The 20,467-nt window shown below is 34.2% G+C and carries 19 protein-coding genes; 12 read left to right on the forward strand and 7 right to left on the reverse strand.

Annotation, left to right across the window (positions count from 1 at the left end):
• The first annotated feature begins 1 nt into the window (after position 1).
• Both A3GM_RS0101820 and A3GM_RS0101825 read left to right on the forward strand, forming a co-directional pair.
• Positions 2 to 1,909, forward strand: coding sequence for a RecQ family ATP-dependent DNA helicase (locus A3GM_RS0101820; protein WP_018361677.1), 1,908 nt, complete (start codon positions 2 to 4; stop codon positions 1,907 to 1,909).
• Between the two features lie 34 nt (positions 1,910 to 1,943).
• Positions 1,944 to 2,846 (forward strand): glycosyltransferase family 2 protein, encoded by a 903-nt coding sequence (locus A3GM_RS0101825; RefSeq protein WP_018361678.1) that lies wholly within the window; start codon positions 1,944 to 1,946, stop codon positions 2,844 to 2,846.
• On the opposite strand, the gene A3GM_RS0101830 is transcribed toward A3GM_RS0101825, so the two are convergent.
• Positions 2,821 to 3,624 (reverse strand): MBL fold metallo-hydrolase, encoded by an 804-nt coding sequence (locus tag A3GM_RS0101830; RefSeq protein ID WP_018361679.1) that lies wholly within the window; start codon positions 3,622 to 3,624, stop codon positions 2,821 to 2,823. The genes A3GM_RS0101825 and A3GM_RS0101830 overlap by 26 nt on opposite strands.
• A 92-nt stretch (positions 3,625 to 3,716) precedes the next feature.
• Between A3GM_RS0101830 and A3GM_RS0101835 the strand changes: the two genes are divergently transcribed.
• The 6 genes from A3GM_RS0101835 to A3GM_RS0101860 all read left to right on the forward strand — a co-directional run bounded on the left by A3GM_RS0101835 (position 3,717) and on the right by A3GM_RS0101860 (position 7,402).
• Positions 3,717 to 4,175, forward strand: a complete 459-nt coding sequence (locus tag A3GM_RS0101835) for a hypothetical protein (protein ID WP_044124338.1) — start codon at positions 3,717 to 3,719, stop codon at positions 4,173 to 4,175.
• A gap of 74 nt (positions 4,176 to 4,249) precedes the next feature.
• Entirely contained in the window at positions 4,250 to 5,059 is an 810-nt protein-coding gene (locus A3GM_RS0101840; protein WP_018361681.1) for an RsiV family protein, read from the forward strand.
• Complete coding sequence (gene rsmG / locus A3GM_RS0101845; protein ID WP_018361682.1) at positions 5,056 to 5,676, forward strand: 16S rRNA (guanine(527)-N(7))-methyltransferase RsmG; 621 nt, start codon at positions 5,056 to 5,058, stop codon at positions 5,674 to 5,676. Before A3GM_RS0101840 ends, rsmG begins: the two co-directional genes overlap by 4 nt.
• A complete protein-coding gene (locus A3GM_RS0101850) occupies positions 5,673 to 6,317 on the forward strand; it encodes an MBL fold metallo-hydrolase (RefSeq protein WP_018361683.1) in 645 nt (214 codons plus the stop codon). The genes rsmG and A3GM_RS0101850 overlap by 4 nt, the downstream gene beginning before the upstream one ends.
• 19 nt (positions 6,318 to 6,336) lie before the next feature.
• Positions 6,337 to 6,915: a crossover junction endodeoxyribonuclease RuvC gene (ruvC, locus tag A3GM_RS0101855; RefSeq protein ID WP_018361684.1), complete on the forward strand. Its 579-nt coding sequence runs from the start codon at positions 6,337 to 6,339 to the stop codon at positions 6,913 to 6,915.
• 16 nt (positions 6,916 to 6,931) lie between these two features.
• Positions 6,932 to 7,402 carry a hypothetical protein gene (locus A3GM_RS0101860; RefSeq protein ID WP_018361685.1) on the forward strand — a complete coding sequence of 157 codons (471 nt, stop codon included), beginning with the start codon at positions 6,932 to 6,934 and terminating at the stop codon, positions 7,400 to 7,402.
• Here the strand turns inward: A3GM_RS0101860 and A3GM_RS0101865 are convergent.
• The 3 genes from A3GM_RS0101865 to A3GM_RS0101875 are packed head-to-tail and all read right to left on the reverse strand — an operon-like array spanning position 7,392 to position 11,732.
• A complete protein-coding gene (locus A3GM_RS0101865; RefSeq protein ID WP_018361686.1) occupies positions 7,392 to 8,519 on the reverse strand; it encodes a DUF6057 family protein in 1,128 nt (375 codons plus the stop codon). The genes A3GM_RS0101860 and A3GM_RS0101865 overlap by 11 nt on opposite strands.
• Positions 8,520 to 10,601: an alpha amylase C-terminal domain-containing protein gene (locus tag A3GM_RS0101870; RefSeq protein ID WP_018361687.1), complete on the reverse strand. Its 2,082-nt coding sequence runs from the start codon at positions 10,599 to 10,601 to the stop codon at positions 8,520 to 8,522.
• A gap of 18 nt (positions 10,602 to 10,619) precedes the next feature.
• Positions 10,620 to 11,732 carry an MORN repeat-containing protein gene (locus A3GM_RS0101875; RefSeq protein WP_025829701.1) on the reverse strand — a complete coding sequence of 371 codons (1,113 nt, stop codon included), beginning with the start codon at positions 11,730 to 11,732 and terminating at the stop codon, positions 10,620 to 10,622.
• Positions 11,733 to 11,900: 168 nt separating this feature from the next.
• On the opposite strand from A3GM_RS0101875, the gene kdsB reads away from it, so the two are divergent.
• On the forward strand, positions 11,901 to 12,662 hold the full coding sequence (gene kdsB / locus A3GM_RS0101880; protein WP_018361689.1) for a 3-deoxy-manno-octulosonate cytidylyltransferase: 762 nt from the start codon (positions 11,901 to 11,903) through the stop codon (positions 12,660 to 12,662).
• Here kdsB and tilS read toward each other — a convergent pair.
• Together tilS and A3GM_RS0101890 are read right to left on the reverse strand one after the other, a co-directional pair.
• The gene (gene tilS / locus A3GM_RS0101885) at positions 12,628 to 13,920 is read right to left on the reverse strand and encodes a tRNA lysidine(34) synthetase TilS (RefSeq protein ID WP_240430780.1); all 1,293 of its coding nucleotides are present in this window, start codon (positions 13,918 to 13,920) and stop codon (positions 12,628 to 12,630) included. The genes kdsB and tilS overlap by 35 nt on opposite strands.
• Before the next feature lie 72 nt (positions 13,921 to 13,992).
• Complete coding sequence (locus A3GM_RS0101890) at positions 13,993 to 15,186, reverse strand: class I SAM-dependent rRNA methyltransferase (RefSeq protein WP_018361691.1); 1,194 nt, start codon at positions 15,184 to 15,186, stop codon at positions 13,993 to 13,995.
• Positions 15,187 to 15,674: 488 nt separating this feature from the next.
• Between A3GM_RS0101890 and A3GM_RS0101895 the strand changes: the two genes are divergently transcribed.
• From A3GM_RS0101895 to A3GM_RS0101905, 3 genes are all read left to right on the forward strand, one after another.
• Complete coding sequence (locus A3GM_RS0101895; RefSeq protein WP_018361692.1) at positions 15,675 to 16,421, forward strand: TIGR02757 family protein; 747 nt, start codon at positions 15,675 to 15,677, stop codon at positions 16,419 to 16,421.
• Positions 16,422 to 16,582: 161 nt separating this feature from the next.
• Positions 16,583 to 17,194 (forward strand): ribosome biogenesis GTP-binding protein YihA/YsxC, encoded by a 612-nt coding sequence (gene yihA / locus A3GM_RS0101900; RefSeq protein ID WP_018361693.1) that lies wholly within the window; start codon positions 16,583 to 16,585, stop codon positions 17,192 to 17,194.
• Positions 17,184 to 18,971, forward strand: coding sequence for an ABC-F family ATP-binding cassette domain-containing protein (locus tag A3GM_RS0101905; RefSeq protein ID WP_018361694.1), 1,788 nt, complete (start codon positions 17,184 to 17,186; stop codon positions 18,969 to 18,971). The genes yihA and A3GM_RS0101905 overlap by 11 nt, the downstream gene beginning before the upstream one ends.
• Positions 18,972 to 19,379: 408 nt before the next feature.
• On the opposite strand, the gene A3GM_RS0101910 is transcribed toward A3GM_RS0101905, so the two are convergent.
• A complete protein-coding gene (locus A3GM_RS0101910; protein ID WP_026216088.1) occupies positions 19,380 to 20,228 on the reverse strand; it encodes a helix-turn-helix domain-containing protein in 849 nt (282 codons plus the stop codon).
• Positions 20,229 to 20,467 lie beyond the last annotated feature (239 nt).

The raw sequence follows: 20,467 nt of genomic DNA on the forward strand, positions 1-20,467 counted from the left end.
TATGCAGCTAACCCGTCATAAAGAGATCCTCCAAGAATATTGGGGATATACGAGTTTTAGAGGCATTCAAGAAGATATCATCACCAGTATCTGTAACAAAAAAGATACATTAGGATTGATGCCTACAGGTGGAGGTAAATCTATTACCTTTCAAGTTCCTGCCCTATTAATGGAAGGAACATGCATTGTTATAACTCCACTCATTGCATTAATGAAAGACCAAGTGCAGAACTTGCGCAAAAAATCGATTACTGCTGTCGCCATTCATTCTGGAATGTCTCGCCAAGAGGTTATTTCTACACTCGATAATTGCATCTTAGGGGATATAAAATTATTGTATGTATCTCCTGAACGTTTATCTTCTGACTTTTTTAAAAAGAAACTTCGACACATAAAAGTTAGCTTCATTACCGTTGACGAGGCGCATTGTATTAGTCAATGGGGATATGACTTCCGCCCTTCTTACTTGAATATTGCAGAAATTCGCCAACTAATACCCAACACCCCGATACTTGCTTTAACAGCAACTGCTCCCCCATTGGTTATTAAAGACATTCAACAGCAACTGCATTTTAAAGAAGAAAATATCTTTAAAATGAGCTTTGAGCGAAAGAACTTGGCATATATTGTTCGGGAAACAAATGGTAAAGAAGAGGAACTTATGCATATTCTCAACTCTGTTAGCGGAAGTGCTGTGGTGTATGTTAGAAGTCGTTTGAGAGCAAAAGAAGTTTCGGAGCTACTCAATGAGAACGGGATACATAGTACTTTCTATCATGCTGGACTAGAACACAGTGTGAAAGACAAGCATCAAGCAGCCTGGCAAAATAGCGAAGTGCGTGTAATGGTTGCCACAAATGCTTTTGGAATGGGAATAGATAAAAGCGATGTGCGATTGGTTATACACATTGATTGTCCCGATTCTATCGAAGCTTACTTTCAAGAAGCAGGTAGAGCAGGTAGAGATGGCAATAAAGCATGGGCTGTTTTATTATATAATGATAGCGATGAGCGTAAACTAAATAAACGTATTGCAACATCTTTCCCTGAAAAAGACTATATAAAACAGGTCTATGCACATTTGGCTTACTTCTTTCAAGTGGCCTATGGAACAGGAAGAGGACGTACTTTTGCTTTCGACATCGATAAGTTCTGTAGAGTATTTAAGCATTTTCCTGTTCAACTACAATCTGCTCTTACCATTCTGATGAGAGCTGGTTACATTGAATTTGAGCATGAGCCTGATGCCTCATCTCGTGCTATCTTCTTACTACAACGCAACGACTTATATCTACTTCAAGGCCTTTCACCCAAAGAAGATCTTGTAATTACCACCTTATTAAGGTTATATGGTGGTTTATTTATCGATTATGTTTATATCGATGAAGATCTTATTTCTGAGCGTTCAGGCTTGACTCGTAAAGAGATATATCTGTTATTAAAAGGCTTAAGTCAACGACATATCCTACATTATATCCCTCAAAAGAAGATGCCTTACATCACTTTTCTTTGTGAAAGAGCTGATCCTAACAGACTTATCATATCTCCTGATGTATATGAAAGAAGAAAAGAGCAATTTAGTTTGCGCATAAAATCGGTAATTACCTACGCTAAATATCATGATGTTTGCCGTAGTAGACAACTCCTTCGCTATTTTGGTGAAGAGCGTTCGCACGATTGTAAGCAGTGTGATGTATGCCTTGAACATAGTGAAGACCCTAACTTTAAAACCTCAGTAGATAAGGCTATAGCAGCAATTAAAGAGCTTTTAAGCGATGGTAACGAGCATATTATAACCGATTTATATAAGATAAATATACCAGAAAGATATCTTTTTGAAGCTCTGACTTATCTATCTAATGAGGAATGGCTCACCTCTATTGATGGATACATCAAGAAAAATGATTAAACATGTAGCTTAACTATTTATATCTTGCAATGACATGAAGAAAGAGTTATCAATACTTATACCTACAAAAGATTATGTTTGCACTCGCCTTATCAAAGAGTTGGTGAAGCAAGCAATGGCTATTCAAGATCTTAGCTTTGAGGTTATTGTTGCCGATGATGGCTCTGATGTTCAAGAAACGATTGAAGAAAACAAAGCAATTAATCAATTCCCACATTGCAAGTATATCATTAGAGAAACTAATATTGGGCGCTCTGCTATTCGAAACTTTTTGGCTTCGCAAGCCACATACCCTTATTTGCTATTCTTAGATAGTGACGTTTATTTACCTACCTCATTATTTTTACAACAATATATTGATGTTATGGATTCTGCTTCAGTTATTTATGGAGGCATAATTAACGACAACGACAGAAGTAAATGGAAAGGAAATCTACGTTATAAATACGAAAAAGATAGTGAAAATAAGCACGATTTAAAACATAGACAGGCTTCTCCTTATCGCTCTTTCTGCACTCCTAACTTTTTAATTAATAAAGAAGTAATGCTTAATCACCCTTTTGATGAAAGCATAAAAGCTTATGGTTATGAAGATGTTATATTGGGAAGAACTTTAGAGCAGCATGGTATTACAATAAAACACATCGACAACCCTATTCTAATCTGCAAATTCGAAGACAATAAAGCCTATCTAAATAAGATAAAAACGGCTCTTACTACCTTGTTTTATATTCAAGATAAGGTGCAAAATCACTCTCAACTAGTGGTTGCTATGCATTTAATTAAAAGGCTACATCTCACGAATTGGGTAAGTAATGCTTTCCTATTAGCACAAAATAAGCTAGAAAAGCAACTTATTTATAGCAAGAATCCGTCCTTATTTTTATTGAAACTATACAAGATTGGCTTTTTTATTTCAATTCAAAAACACCAGTAGGTCGTTTTCTTTCCAGCGTTTCTATTTTGAAAGAAGGATTCTTATAGAACGCCGTGTCAGCAATACTTTCCTTAATATCGCTAAGAGCAATCTCTGGCTGGTTATTATCTTCGCTCAAGTGACATAACCAAACACGTCGTAAATCGACTGTTCCATAAGTTGCAAGTAGCTGTCCACAATCTTTATTTGATAAGTGTCCATGTGACGAAAGAATACGCTCTTTAAGACGTTGAGGATACTTTCCGCTTAATAATAAATTGATATCGTGATTGGCTTCTATCACTAAATAGTTTGCATTTGCAACGATATTAGCAATGTCTGGCGTAACACATCCTATATCAGTAATAAGTCCTAGTGATACATTTTCATACTTTATGAGATAACCATTGTTATCCATACTATCGTGAGGAACGTGACATGATTGGATAGTAAATGAACCAATACTAAACGTTGAACCTGTTTCTATAATAGAGATATTATCTTCTGGAACTTTCTTTCTTACACAAAAGTTCTTCATAATACCAATATGTACGGGTTTTGTTGACCATACTTTTGCCTCGGTTTCAATGCTTAAGGCACCAACAGCCTTGACATGGTCGGCATGATCATGTGTTATTAGAATATTATTGATTTGTGAGAGCTTTAAACCATACTCTCTAAAATACTTCTTTATCGTACGAACTCCGACCCCTGCATCAATCAATAGGCCCTCATTCTCAGTATAAAGGAAATAACAATTACCGCTACTTCCGCTACCCCACGATACAAAATTCAACATTTATAGTCCTCTCTTTTCGTACAAAATTATAAAAAAGTAATGACATTAGAGAACTTTTTCCTATTTTTGTAATACATTTTAAAGATACAAATATGAGAAAATATATCTTTTCTGCTACATTATTATTAGCTACAATTATAAGTTTTATATCATCATGTCAAAGAATATCTAATTCTAATGATATGACTATTGTTGCTGATTCCTTTGCAACAAACTTCTATAATTGGAGGTTAGAAAAAGCATTTAAATATTGCACAGCAGAATCTAAGACACAAATTAGCTATCTTGCATCCAATATTAGCGAAAAAGATATTGAGCTGATTAATAAAAGGAACGAAGATGCTAGCATCGAAATAACCAATACTGAAATGCAAGAAGGAGGAGTTAAAGCTAGAATTTCGATGAAGATATATAACTCTTTTAAAATGAAAGATATAAATAGTGATGTACAACTCAATAAGGAAAGAGATGTAACTATCAACCTTATCAAAACCAATGAGGGTTGGAAAGTTGACTTAACGACACTTAAAGAAACTCCAACAAAAGAATAAAATAACATTATAAATAGAATAATTCTAATAAAAAAGGCAGATATTTAGAATTAAAATATTACTTTTGTAATATTATGCGTGTATCTATTTTCATAACATGTTTATTAGGTTTGGTCTTCTCTTGCAATCTTCCTAACAAAGGAATACAAGAAAAAACAGGCTTATCTATAGACAGTTTACAAGTTGACTCGACGCAAAAACATATACTAAGGAAGGATACTTTATGGTGTTCTGTTCGAATGAACATAAAATATTTAAGTGGGAAAGGAGCATCAAAACTAAATCAACTCATTCTTTCCGATAATATATTTCCACCATTTAGCAAAAATGACTCACTTCAAAATCTTCCTTTGAAGAAACGAGTTAATTCCTTCATTCAACGTTTTTTCAATGAGTTGGTACCCAATGTGCCATCTATAAATAACGAAATTAGCACATCAGAGAATCGATATGCATATCATTATATTCTTGAAACAACAATCAATTCGTATAAGGATAATATCATAAGTTGTGTTTATCATCATACACTAGCAATAAATGAACTAAGTGAAGACGATAAATGGACAGAGTGTAAGAACATCAATATCGTAACAAAAAAGATACTTACATTAGAAGATATATTTGTTAGAGGATACGAATACACGCTTAATTCACTTATAGAAAAGCAACTTTTAAAACAGTTTAAAGCGAAAGATACAGACGAATTGCTGCGACAAGATGTATCATTAACAAATGATATAAGTGCTCCAAAGAATTTCATTATCAAAGAAGATGAAATGGTTTTTATTTATAATAATGGAGAAATTACAAATACACACATTGGAGAAATAGAGATAAAAATTAAGAATAAAGACTTAAAAGAAATACTTAAAGATAGAGAATGAACGAGATTTTAGAATATTTTCCACACCTAACAGACAAGCAAATAGAGCAATTTAAGGCTCTACAAGCTTTGTATGAAGATTGGAACCAAAAGATAAATGTAATATCAAGAAAAGACATTTCCAATCTATATTCACACCATGTACTCCACTCTTTAGCCATTGCAAAGGCTATAAACTTTAAAGATGGAACTACAATTATGGACTTTGGGACAGGCGGAGGCTTTCCTGGTATCCCTTTAGCAATTATGTTTCCAAACTGTAAATTTAAGCTTATAGATGGAACAGGTAAAAAGATTATGGTGGCAAATGAAGTTATTAAAGCCATTGGTCTTACCAATGTGGTCGCTGAACACATCCGTGGTGAAGAAGAAAAAGGAAAATATAACTTTATAGTTAGTCGTGCAGTAATGCCTCTCCCCGACTTAATTAAGATTGTTAAGAAGAACATATCAAAAGAACAAAACAATGCTTTACCCAATGGAGTGATTGTTTTAAAGGGAGGAAATACTGAAGATGAGATTCATGAACATAAGAAACTTGCCGAAATAACACCTCTATCTAATTGGTTTAAAGATGATTGGTTTAAAGAAAAATCATTAATATACATACCTCTATGATAAATGTTCAAGTGTTTACTTGTAATATGTTACAAGAGAATTGTTTCATTATTAGCGATGAAACAAAAGAATGTGCAATTATAGATTGTGGCGCTTTTTATCAAGAAGAGCGTGATATGATTTTTGATTATATCAAAAAGAATCAATTAAAACCCAAACATTTGCTTGCTACTCATGGTCATCTTGATCACAACTTTGGCAATAGTTACATGCAAAAAGAATTTGGACTCACTCCCAAAGTACACCATAAAGACAAGTTCTTAATGGAAAGTATAAAGCAACAAGCACAGCTATTACTGGGTTTAGATTTAACAGAAGAGCAACCAAAAGATATTGATTATCTAACAAAAGATGATATCATTGAATTTGGTAATCAGCGTTTTACAATAATAGAAACACCAGGTCACACTCCAGGAAGTGTATTCTTCTATAATGAAAAAGAGCATATTGCTTTCTCAGGAGATACTATTTTCAAGCGTTCTATCGGTAGAACAGACCTAGAAGGAGGATCGATGTTTCAGATGATACAAACACTTAGATTTGTATCTCAACTTCCTGATAAAACAATTCTATATCCCGGACATGGTGAAAGCACAACTATTGGAGACGAATTAAGTAGCAATCCATACATAGATCGATAGCTTTTGAAGGATAATAGCAATGGTTTTACAACGTATTGATAATGAAAGAATTATCTTAGGTATTGACCCTGGAACAAATATAATGGGTTATGGCGTTATAAAAGTAATATCTAATAAAGCAGAAATGGTTGCAATGGGTATTATAGATATGCGCAAAATGACAGACCCTTATTTGAGATTAGGTAATATTTTTCAACGAGTTAAAGGAATAATAGAGGAATATCTTCCCGACGAAATGGCTATCGAAGCTCCCTTCTTTGGTAAGAATATTCAATCAATGTTAAAACTTGGAAGAGCTCAAGGAGTTGCAATTGCAGCAGCAATTAATCACGATATTCCAATATTTGAATATGCTCCTCTGAAGATAAAGATGGCGATTACAGGACAAGGGCAAGCAAGTAAAGAGCAAGTTGCAGATATGTTACTTCGCTTATTAAAGTTAGATAAAGATAATTTACCTAAGTTCATGGACGCAACAGATGCACTGGGAGTTGCCTATTGCCATTATCTACAAACGGGAAGACCTGTTAACAACGTCTCGTATAAAGGCTGGAAAGATTTTATAAACAAGAATAAAGAAAGAATAAACAGTAAATAACAAAACAAGAAGAATTATGAAAAAAATGCTTTTCGCATTGGCTTTATGCCTTTGCTCATCAGTAACTATTCAGGCACAAGAGATCTTTAAAGAGGTACAAAGCCTCATGCAGAAGAATGAAGCAATTAAAAATAATAAGTCAAAGAATCTTGAAACAAGAAAAATTGCTACATTTAAGTCAGACGCTTTGTATTATTTAATTATGAAAGCAGGCTCTACTGAGGGTTTTACAGAACACGAATTGGGCGAACAAGCTAATGCAATGATAGAGTTTGTAAACCTATATGTAAAGAGCTTAGCAAACAATGCAAAGAAGGGTAACCAAGAAGTTATCAAAGCAAAATATAAGAACGCAAGTATAAAGAACTCACGTTTCAACGATATGGATAAAGAAATTACCTACGCATACGTAGATAATTCAAATTATATCACTAACTTTTCGTTAGATACAGACTGGGTTAAAGCATTGGCAGAGGTTAAGAAATAGCATATTGGTAGTAGTACCAATATGTATTTCCAAATACTTCTTTTAACTTATTCTTACGGGTTATGCCATTAGAATATTGTTTTTCTAACTTCGCATAATCTTGGTAATCGGCTTCCATAACATTGTCATGATACTCAATTACAGGTGTAGTATGAGTATGAGTGTATAACAATAATGCCTCACGATAATGTTTTGGAAGCTTATTATCTATAGTATAATACCGTGAAATTGTTCTCACAAAATCATCTAAACGCTTATCTAACAAATAAGCACACAACAAATAATCCACGTATTGCTTATTCTTTACCTGCAATTCATCAAGCCTTTGGAAATATTTTAAAGCCGACATTTTATGCTTTGCACGCACTTTCATATCGTCTTCTACAAATGTTTGTGGTAAAAGTAAACACGAATTAGAATCCGTTGGTAACAAAGCTGAAGAACCACCGACTATATTATAGGTGAATAATTTCTCGCCTAATAGATGTTTTTTGTTGAGTGTAAAGGCACGAAGTATTGTTAATGAGGAATCGGCAACCGATGACTTCTCCCCTACTTTTATTGCTAAATCATAGTTTTTATCAAGTATATATCTCTCAGTTCTTAATCTATAATGAAATTTTTCATCATTATTTCCTATCATAGAAATCGAAAAGAACAATACGATAAGATACATAAGATGGAAAAGTAGTGTATCTACAAAGTTCGATGTATAGCGATCATTCGATTGTTTTACAATGCCTTTTAGCCAATAAATCACCAAACCATATAGTATCAAGCCAATAATTAAAAGATAAAAGTTAAACGACACATGCTCATCTACATCGCATAAGAATGCAATAAACAATGATGGTAGATAAAAAGCGATGAATCGAAACCGTCTAATAACTTTAGAAAATGATTGTTGCAACAATACTATTATATAAGAAATCACAGTAATGATAATCCCACCAACCAGCGAATTGTAGTGGGTTTTACCATTAGAAAGGACATGCTGCACATAAGTTAATGTATCCGATTGATAATAATACAGATACAAAAAGATAAATGCAACAAAAATAAGTGTACTGAAATGTCGGGCGAACTGCCTTGTATTGATTTTCAATAAATATGCCATTTAGTTCTTTTTTAATACCATTGCTGTTCTAGCAGGAATGTATAATTTAAGCCATTCTTTATGTTCATTGACATAAAGAGCATCGTAATTGGTGAAATGAGTTATAGAATCGTCGTTCAATTCATTTCCTCCAAAGACCTTAGCATCGGTATTTAACACCACATCATATGTACCTGTGGGTACTAATAATCCATAATCCACATAAGATTGAGTGGGAGAAAAATTGAAAACGAATAACAAATCACCTCTTGTAAAGGCCAATATTTGGTCGCCATCATTATGCCATATCTCTTGTATAGGTGTCTTATTAAAGTTCTTTTCACTCTTAACGACATCCAACATAGCCTTATCAAATAAGCCAAGATATTGATAATCGAGTTCTTCATTATCTACTAAATTCCACTGACGACGTGCATATTTGTGGCTCCAACCATTTCCTTCACGTGGAAAATCAATCCATTCTGGGTGTCCAAACTCATTTCCCATAAAATTAAGGTAGCCTCCATTTATAGTTGAAATGGTTGCTAGTCGGATCATCTTATGCAAGGCAATGCCTCTATGAGCCATGTAATTCTCATCTCCTTTCTTAAAATGCCAATACATATCAGCATCTATTAAGCGGAAAATAATAGTCTTATCGCCTACTAAAGCTTGATCGTGACTCTCGCAATATGAAATAGTTCGTTCGTCAGCGCGTCTGTTCTTGATTTCCCAGAATATAGAACTTGGCTTCCACTCTTCATCTTTTAGCTCTTTAATTGTCTTGATCCAATAGTCTGGAATGTTCATTGCCATACGATAATCAAAGCCATATCCACCTGCAGTAAACTTACAAGCAAGACCAGGCATACCACTAACTTCCTCTGCAATAGTAATCTTTCGTGGATCAATCTCGTGAATTAAGAGATTGGCAAGAGTTAGATAACATATCGCATTGTCATCTTGATGCCCATTGAAATAATCGCCATAATTAGTAAAAGCCTCTCCTAATCCATGACTATAATAAAGCATTGATGTTACACCATCAAATCTAAAGCCATCAAAATGATATTCCTCTAGCCAATATTTGCAGTTACTTAATAAGAAATGTAGAACCTCATCTTTACCATAATCGAAACAAAGAGAATCCCAAGCAGGATGCTCTCTTCTACCTCCTTCATAAAAATATTGATTGGGATCGCCTGCAAAATTGCCCAATCCTTCTATCTCATTCTTCACAGCATGTGAATGAACGATATCCATTATCACTGCTATTCCGTTGCAATGAGCCTCATCTATTAATGCTTTTAGCTCTTCTGGGGTACCAAATCTAGATGAAGCTGCAAAGAAAGAACTAACATGATAGCCAAAAGAACCATAATAAGGATGTTCTTGAATGGCCATTATTTGAATACAATTATAGCCTGCTTTTATGATACGAGGAAGTACTTTATCCTTGAATTCTGTATAACTTCCAACCTTTTCTTCATCTTGCGCCATTCCAATATGACACTCATAGATAAGCAAAGGATTAACAGTTGGCTTAAAATTCTTTTTCTTCCATTGGTAAGTTTCTGTAGGTTTCCATACCTGTGCACTAAATACTTTGGTGTTAACATCTTGTACTACACGTTGTGCCCAAGCAGGTATTCGCTCTCCAGAACCGCCTTCCCAATATATTTTTAGCTTATAATAATCACCATGACGAATTGCTTTTAGAGGTAATTTCAATACCCAATCACCTGTTTTAGGGTCTTTCTGAGCCTTAAACTCTGGTATTTCTTGCCAGTTATTAAAATCTCCAATTAAGTAGATTTCAGTGGCATTAGGTGCCCATTCTCTGAAAATCCAATTACGAGAGTTACAATGTAAACCATAATAATTATGACCATTGGCAAAGTCTGTCAATGTTTTTTTTCCGTTATTTGTAAGTTGTTTCAACTTATCTAACGCATGTTCGTGTCTTCCTTTTATTGCTTCTGCATAATCCAAGAGGTATGGATCCTTTCTAATTAGCTCTAAAGGACGTTCCACTTCTTTGTGTATTCTAGGTTTAGAAGTCTTCTTTATAGGCTTCTTTGTTTTGCTTTCTGCTGTAGCCATAATTCTTTATCCTTGTAATTAGTTCTCGTATCGGCGTCCAGAATCATAATGACCCTGTTTTATAATACTTCCATTTCGGTCTTTTTCAACAAACTTTCCATCTCTTCTATCTTGCGAATAAGAGCCTTCAAAACGAACTCCTTCCTTCGTTTCCTCTATTGCTTTACCATGACGTTGTCCATTTTTAAAGGTTCCTTTAAATCTAGTTCCATTGGCATAGTGTATCACTACTTCTCCATTAAGTTTACCATTTTGGAAGATTCCTTCATAAACATCGCCATTTTTCTTGGTTAGTTTGCCTTTACCATTCTGCTTATCGGCTTTCCAAGAACCTGTATAAATGTCACCATTGTTCCATACTAAGGTTCCAAGTCCGTCTTTATCTCCTTCTTTAAAAGATCCAGTATATTTATCACCATTGGCATATTTAAAGATACCTTCACCCGTTCTTTCTCCTTCTAGATAAGCTCCTTCGTAAACATCTCCATTCTGAAACTTGTAAATTCCTTTACCATTCTGAATGTCGTTGAGCCATTCTCCGGTGTAAACATCACCATCTGCATATTTATTTGTGCCTTTTCCAGAGCGCTGATTGCCTACCCACATACCATCATAGGTGGTTCCATCGCCCCAATTAAAGAAGCCTTTACCATTCTTTTGATCGTTATTCCACTGTCCATCATAATAAGCTCCATTCGAAAAAGTATACTTTCCTTTCCCTTGTCGCTTATCTTGATACCAGCTTCCTTCATATTTATCACCATTATAGTAATACATTGTGCCTAGACCTTGCTGACAATCACGGAACCATAAACCTACATATTTATTGTTATTCATAAAATAATAGGTTCCTTTTCCATGTTGTTGATCTTGAAACCACTGTCCGTCATACTTCTCACCATCAGCAAAAGTATAAACACCATGGCCCTCTCTTTTACCCTTTACGTATTCTCCTTCGTAGACATCGCCATTCTTAAAGGTTGTAACTCCTTTGCCATGAGGCTTATTTGCTACAATTTCTCCTTTATAAAGTCCACCATCTTTCGTGGTACAAGAGCCTAAAACAATTCTTTGTGCACAACAAATTAGAGGCACACTAATCAATAATATGGTTAAGATTCCTTTTCTCACTGTAATTAATTTACTAGAATTAATATCATTACTAATAGTTTGATACTCAAAAATAGCCTTTTTTATTGAGACCTCAAAAATAATTAGTAAAAATTAGTATCTTTGCATTCGTTCCAACACAAGATGTGTTTGAAATACTAATTGAATATTCACTAAAAGTTATATCGAATGAAATTCATTTGCATTATACCTGCTCGTTATGGTTCTTCACGCTTTCCTGGAAAGCCACTTGCTGTGATTAAAGGTAAGACAGTCATACAGAGAGTTTACGAAAAGGCATCATCTGTTTTAGAAGATGTATATGTTGCTACTGACGATGAACGTATTTTTAAAGAGGTAGAGAGCTTTGGAGGAAAGGTTATTATGACTCGTTCCGACCACGAAAGCGGAACAGATAGAATTGAAGAAGCTGTATCTAAAATTAGTGTTCCATGCGATGTGGTTATTAATATTCAAGGAGATGAGCCATTTATCGACCCTTCTCAAATTCAAACTTTATGCAATTCGTTTAATGACGAACAAACACAAATAGCCACATTAGGTAAACCTTTCACCACAACAAAAGACGTGTTAAATCCCAACTCGCCTAAAATTGTGATGGATAACAATAACTATGCACTCTATTTTTCACGTAATATGATTCCTTTTATTAAAGGAGTTGAGGTTAATAAACTTGGTGAAGATACTAATATTACTGACACTTTCCCATATTTAAAACACATCGGAATTTACGCATATAGACGTTCGGTACTTAGCGAAATCACTCGTTTGGAACCATCATCGTTAGAAAAAACAGAAGGATTAGAACAACTTAGATGGCTTCAAAACGGCTATAAAATAAAGGTAGGACTAACAAATATCGAGACAATTGGCATCGATACTCCTGAAGATCTCACTAAAGCAACTTTATTTTTAGAACAGTCTTTGTAGACGATGTAAGCTTATATCGATCGTCAATGCGACGACCTAAAAGCCAAATTATTTGCTGGTCATTATTTAATAGCACATATTGGCGTTGGCGATCGAAATAAGATACCTTCGTATCTGTTAGCATATCGCTAATTAACTTGCTTCCTTTCATTCCTAAAGGAATCATTCTATCTCCCTCTTTTATCAATCGAACAGATAATGGAAACTCAACCTTATCTGCATCAATCCAAATATCTTTAGGGTCTTTACTAAAGCCATTATCAATCGAATAAAGTTCTTTTTTTATTTCAATAGATAGCTTTGAATTCAAATGGTATAAGCCTTCTTCTTCTATTAAGCGATATTCTTTAGTATCACAAGTAAATAAAGGTTCAACAATAACTTTATTATTATTAATAGTTAGAGCATGTGTAGCCGACTCCCATACCCTACCTACTGAGGTCTTTAATCCGCAAGAAATTTGCTTTATTTGGGCTGCATTAAAACCATAATTCTTTAGGATATACCACAACAAATAGCTCGAAGATTGCTCCTTTTCTAATCTTTCTATATCGACAATCGTTTGTCCTTCGGTTTTAAGTAGAACAACTCTATCTTGCATTTGCTCTAGAACCGTGTTCAATATAGATGTTGCTTCTTCTATATATTCGCCTGTTTGGTTAAGATGTTCTACAACTAAAGGATTGATAGTTTGCAACAATGGCATTATGTCTAAACGTATTTTATTTCGTTGAACATCATTCACAAGATTAGAACTATCTGTTACAAACGATTGGTTTTGCTGTTCAAGATAATTGATTATCTCATTTCTTCGAACGCATAAGAATGGTCTTACTATCCTATTATTCTTGCTCTTTATCCCCGTAAGTCCCTCTATTCCAGTACCCCTAATAAGGTTTAGTAAAAGTGTTTCTGCACTATCATCTTTATGATGTGCTACACAAACAGCACTAGCGTTGATATCTTTTAATAGAGCCTCAAAATAATTGTATCGCAAATTACGTGCAGCCATTTCTATACTAATGCCATGTAGACTTGCATTAGTTTGAGTATCGAAATGAGCAAGATGCAATTTTATATCCAATTCACGACACAAGTTTTTGCAAAAATCTTCATCTCTATCAGACTCTTCACCTCTTAAATGAAAGTTACAATGGGCAGCTTCTATGTTATAGCCTAATTTTTTCAAAGCCAAAAGCAGTGCAACGCTATCTGCTCCACCCGATAACGCAACCAAATAGAGTTGATTTTTGTTCATCAACTCTTTTTGTTCAATAAACTGTTCTATTTTTCTTAGAAACAAAGAACTGTTTTTTTGCATTGAATTGAATTAGTCCTCAACATACAACACCAATCCTTTTAAATACTCACCTTCAGGATGATAAATATTAATAGGATGGTCGGCAGGCTGATGAAGTTGATGAAGTATACGTACTTTACGTCCTGATTGAGCAGCAGCAGTAAAGACAGCATTACGGAATTGATCTTTAGTTACAATTTGAGAGCAACTGAAAGTAAATAAAATACCACCACTCTTAATGGTTTCAAAACCCTTTGCATTTAAACGAGTGTAACCCTTTAGTGCATTTTTAAGTGCCGCTCTATGCTTTGCAAAGGCTGGTGGATCGAGGATAATAAGGTCATATTTCTTGTCATTTGCATCGAGATACTTAAATGCATCTTCGCAAAAAGCCTCGTGCTTTGTGGTATCTTCGAAGTTGGCAGCAATATTTTCGCGAGTAATGTCAATTGCTTTTGCACTACTATCTACCGAATGTACCAACTCAGCTTGCCCACGCATTGCATAAACAGAGAATCCTCCTGTGTAGCAAAACATATTCAACACACTTCTATTCTTTGAGTATTGCTCAAGCAAACTGCGGTTTTCTCTTTGGTCAATAAAGAACCCTGTCTTCTGTCCTTTCAACCAATCGACCTTGAAAGTCAACCCATTTTCAAGTGTTGTACAATCTGTTTCACCTCCAATTAAAAAGCCATTTTCTTGGTTCAAATCGGCTTTAAAAGGCAAAGTTGTATCACTCTTATAATAAACATTTTTAATTCTACCATCTAACACCTCAACAAGTGATTTAGCAATGACATTTCTTTCACAGTGCATACCCACACTATGAGCTTGCATAACGGCAGTTTCTCCATAGCAATCAACAATTAATCCAGGTAGATTATCACCTTCTCCATGCACCAAACGATAGGTATTGTTATTAGGATTGTCTACAACATCGAGCGCCAATCGTACTTCTAAAGCTGAATGTAAGCGTGATTTCCAAAATTCTTCATCAATAACAATGTCTTTAAAAGATAGTACTCGAACGGCTATTGATCCTATTTGATAATGTCCTACGGCTATAAATGCTCCACTTGCAGTACACACTCTCACCACATCACCTTCGTTTAAAGACTCTATTCCGCTTGCTATTGCACCAGAAAACACCCAAGGATGAAAACGTTTTAGGCTTTCTTCCTTTCCTTTCTTTAGATAAACTATTGGATACGACTTTGTCATTGAAAAGTATTTATTTTGAATTTCTTTACTAAATCAGCTTTGTCTTACTTTTATTGCTTACTTTCTACTCTTGTTTTGAACTACAAATAAGTAGGAAAAGTATTTATATACTGATGTTTATTATATCTTGCAAAGTTAAAAAAAATCATCTAACTATGCAAAACATCTACCAACTCTTATCCTTTAACAAAGAAGTTTACTCTAAAAGACGAACGTATCCTCTCTTTCATTCAATCTCATATCATCAATTATTACACCTCTATTAGCTCTATAAACAACCACCATATTATACTGATATATAAACAGTTACATCATAATATGATTTAAATTAGAAAGTATTTAAATCTAATTACAATTAAAAAGCAATACTTTTATAGTTCAATTGCATTGCTTTTGAGATGCAATAGCTATGTTTTTACCTATAAAGAGCATAGCTTTTACAATAATAGAAGAATTTCTTCGTTATATACAATAATAATACATATACTATGACAAAAGCAGAAAAGTATCATCTATTACACTCTTTAGCAGAGAAATATGAGACACATGATTTTCTTAAAGACGATCCATCGTACTTTATGCACCAAGTTATTGGCAAAGAAAATCAGGAAACAATGGCTTTTATTGCAGCCTGTTTAAGTTATGGTTCACGTACACAATTCTTTCCAAAGATACAGTTTATACTCGATAAAAGTAATAAAGAACCATATAACTGGATTAAAAATGGGGAATATAAAGAACATTTCCCAAATGATAAATCTTGCTTTTATCGTCTTTATTCTAATGCGATGATGTTGCAATTTTTCACCGCTTTAGAAACTTTATTTGAAGAATTCCATTCGTTAGAAAACTTTATTAGAACTACATCTGTAGACACTCTAACCGCAATAGATAGTATATGTACTTATTTTTCACAGCAAAATGTGATTGGAATTATCCCAAAGAATGCTCGTTCTGCATGCAAACGCCTTTGTATGTTCTTACGTTGGATGGTTCGAAATGAATCTCCTGTGGACCTAGGTATATGGGAACACTTCATAGATAAGCGTAATCTTATTATGCCATTAGATACTCATGTTATGCAACAAGCACAGAAACTGGGATTCATTAGCACAAACACTGCAAAAATGAAGACAGCAATTGAGCTCACAAAACAAATGCGAAAGATATTTCCAAACGATCCTTTAAAAGGCGACTTTGCATTGTTTGGACATGGAGTGAATAACAAATTATAAAGTGATATTGCATAAGAAACACGTCTGTTTGGTTGAATAAGTATCATTAGTGCATTTTTATTTGTATCTTTGCAAATAAATATTGGTATCCAAAAGGAATGTAATTAGAATATCATCTCTATCCTTTTAAGATACAATACTCATTCTTTAAAACAACAAACATGGAAATAAAGAAGTCTGAATTCGTGGTTTCTTCACCCACAGTGAGCAAGTGTCCCACTGATAATAAATACGAATATGCCTTTATTGGCAGATCAAATGTAGGCAAATCGAGCCTCATCAATATGCTTTGCGCACATAAAGGACTAGCAAAAACTTCATCAAAACCGGGTAAAACGCTACTTATTAACCACTTTATTATTAATAATGAATGGTATTTAGTAGACCTTCCTGGCTATGGATATGCCAAACAATCAAAAGCAGTTCAAAAGAAATTGCAACAAATGATATCACAATATATATTGCAAAGAGAGCAACTTATCAACCTATTTGTATTGATTGATATCCGCCATCCACAACAAAAAATAGACCGAGAGTTTATCGATTGGCTCGGAGCAAGTCAAGTTCCGTTTACTATTATCTTTACAAAAGCTGATAAACTAGGTCCCGTTGCGGCTCAAAAGAATGCTAGTGCGTGGATGAAAGCATTACAAGACGCTTGGGAAGAACTTCCTCCTTACTTTATAACAAGTGCAGAAAAGAAGATAGGAAGAGACGACGTATTGAATTATATCGACCAAATTAACGAATCACTCGACACCAATGGCAAGTAATATCCCTTATCTTGATATTCAGAATTTATCGAAATCGTTTGGCACACAAACGCTATTTCACAACATTTCGTTTTCTATTTCTGAAGGACAAAGAGTGGGATTAATAGCCAAGAATGGTACTGGTAAGAGCACCCTATTATCTATTCTCACAGGAAAAGAAAGTCAAGACGAAGGTAATATCATCTTTAAAAGAGACTTAAGTGTGGGCTTTTTAGAACAAAGCCCACACTTTAATCCTGATGATACGGTACTAGAAGCATGCTTTAACCACAATGGTAACGAAGAAAAGATACTAAAAGCAAAGCAAATTCTAACTCAATTAAAGATAACAGACCTTGCTCAACCCATCAAAGAGCTAAGCGGTGGACAGCAAAAACGAGTGGCTTTAGCTAATGTATTGATTACCAATCCAGATTTATTGATATTAGATGAGCCTACAAACCATTTGGATCTTGACATGATTATATGGCTTGAGGGTTTCTTATCACGTGGAAATAAAACCTTATTAATGGTTACTCACGATCGATATTTCTTAGATAGAGTGTGCAATAGCATCATAGAGCTAGACAATTCTATGATTTTCACCTACAAAGGTAACTATGCTTACTTCTTAGATAAACGACAAGAACGTATCAATAACGCTAAGGCTGAAATACAACATGCCAATAACTTATATAGAAGAGAGTTGGAATGGATGCGCAGACAGCCTCAAGCTAGAGGACATAAAGCAAGATATCGTGAAGAGGCTTTCTATGAATTAGAGAAGATTGCTAAACAAAGAATAGAAGAAAGGCAGATTCGTTTAAAGTCGAAAAATGTCTATATTGGTTCTAAAATATTTGAATGTCAATATGTTTCAAAGGCTTGGAGTCCTGAAAAGATTATCTTAAAAGACTTCTATTACAACTTTTCTCGATTTGAAAAGATGGGTATCGTGGGCGATAATGGCACAGGAAAGTCTACATTTATAAAGATGTTACTAGGCGAAGTTGCCCCTGATAGCGGTAAATTTGATATCGGAGAGACTGTAAAGTTTGGCTATTTCTCTCAAGAAGGGTTGAAGTTTAACGAGCAACAAAAGGTGATTGACATTATAAAAGACATCGCCGAATATATTGATTTGGGTGGTGGAAAGCACATGACAGCATCGCAATTCTTGCAGCATTTCATGTTTACTCCCGAACAACAACACAACTATGTATATAAACTTAGCGGTGGAGAGAAACGCAAACTCTATCTCTGTACTGTTTTAATGCATAACCCAAATTTCTTAGTTCTCGACGAACCCACTAATGATTTGGATATTCAAACGCTTCAAGTATTAGAAGAATACCTACAAGATTTTCCTGGTTGCGTTATAATTATTAGCCACGACCGTTATTTTATGGATAAAATCATAGACCATTTATTGGTTTTTGAAGGTCAAGGACGTATTAAAGACTTCCCCGGGAACTACACCCAATATCGTGAATGGGCTAATCTACAGCCTCAAGAAAAAGCTCCAACAACTAGCAATTCAAAAGAGGATAGCGATCCAAAGAAAAACTATCGCAATGATACTAAGCGTAAATTAAGTTATAAAGAGAAGCGAGAATTTGAACAACTTGAAGAAGAAATAATTCAACTTGAAAAAGAACAAAAGGCTTTGGAAGATGCTCTTTCGGGCTCAGAGCTATCGGTTGAAGAAATAACAGAAAAGAGTAAACGATTGGCTAGCTTAAAAAATGAGTTAGACGAGAAGTCGTTTAGATGGCTAGAGTTAAGCGAATTGAACTAATACTCTCCCACTCTTTTAATACAACAAGAAAGCAATAGATGTTTAAATAAACATTTGTTGCTTTTTATTTTTACACAAATAGATGTTTCTTATCTTATTTATAGCTCTCCCATTTATCTCTATGTCTCTCAATAAATAGAAGTCTTCTCGCTTTCTTGGCAAGCTTTTAACTATTTAATATCAACAGGATTATTTCCTTACAAAATCAATAACTTTACTTTATTGCACATCTATCTTTAAAAAAAAAATAGCTTTTACAATGTAATATCAATGCTTTTATATTGCAATAGCAATGTAATTAGGATACAAAAGCATAGCTTTTGTAATTGATGAATAAAAGAATTTGCTCTTGAAAGAAATACAAATAAAAAGAGATAGATTGCTTTTATCTATCTCTTTCTATAACAATTATAGTGTTCCTTGAACCTTATGGGCACTTCGATAACGCAAAGGTGAAACGCCAACATAATGCTTAAAATAGCGTCCGAATGATGATTGATCTTGGAAATTGAACTCATTCGCAATATCTTTCATACTTAATTGAGAACCTGTTAGCAACTGCTTTGCTCGCATAATGGTTACATCTACAATCCATTGCATCACACTTTTTCCTGAAACTTCTTTAATAACCACAGAGAAATAGGCTGGTGAAAGATGCTGTTCATCGGCATAAAAAGCCACAGTTCGTTTACTAGGATAATTTAAAAGCAATGAACTGATAAATCTATCATAGATCGTTTCGTTATGAGTTCGAGGCAAAGAGTCTATTGGTTTCGACTCAAAAAAGACATTCAAGACATCGAAACATCCGAAAGTTACAATAGAGATAAGGGCTTCTTGAATAAACTTTCTATTGCTATCGATCGCTATTTCCTTATAAAAGCCTGCTCGGTCTGTAATCAATCTCACCACCTCATCAATACGTGTACGTTGTTCTTCTCCTAAACGTACACATGGATTCTGTCTTAATCGTATTCTGTATTCAAGAGGAAGGGCCGCAATTGGACGGTAAAATATATCTTGAGTCTCTTCTATTATGATTGCAAGAAAATCGTCACTTGCCTCATGAATTGTTAATTCTCCATACGGAATATAAAGACAAAGATCGTTTACTGTAATATGATATTGTTTCTTTCCTAATGAAACATGCGCTCTACCTCGTACACAAAGAAAGAAACCATACACGTTTTTTGACGTAAAATCCTGAGCTGTTCTGACGTTTTTTAAATTAAAACTCTTAATTAGACTATTTGTCATAGGATAAAAATATTCTGTGAAACAAAGGTAATTATTTAATCAAGGAAATGTTTGTTAGTCCTAACTTTTCTGTAAAAAAAACATTTATATCGCATATTTCTTATACAAAGTTCTATTAATTTATTATATAATAAGACGCTATAAAACGAAATATTGTATATTTTTAGACTGCAAAAGATGCATATCTTAAAATATAAGAAAGTATAATGTTTTTATAAAAGCACTTACATTCTGTAAGT

It is taken from the genome of Hoylesella nanceiensis DSM 19126 = JCM 15639 (assembly GCF_000379965.1).
GTDB classification, from domain to species: domain Bacteria; phylum Bacteroidota; class Bacteroidia; order Bacteroidales; family Bacteroidaceae; genus Prevotella; species Prevotella nanceiensis.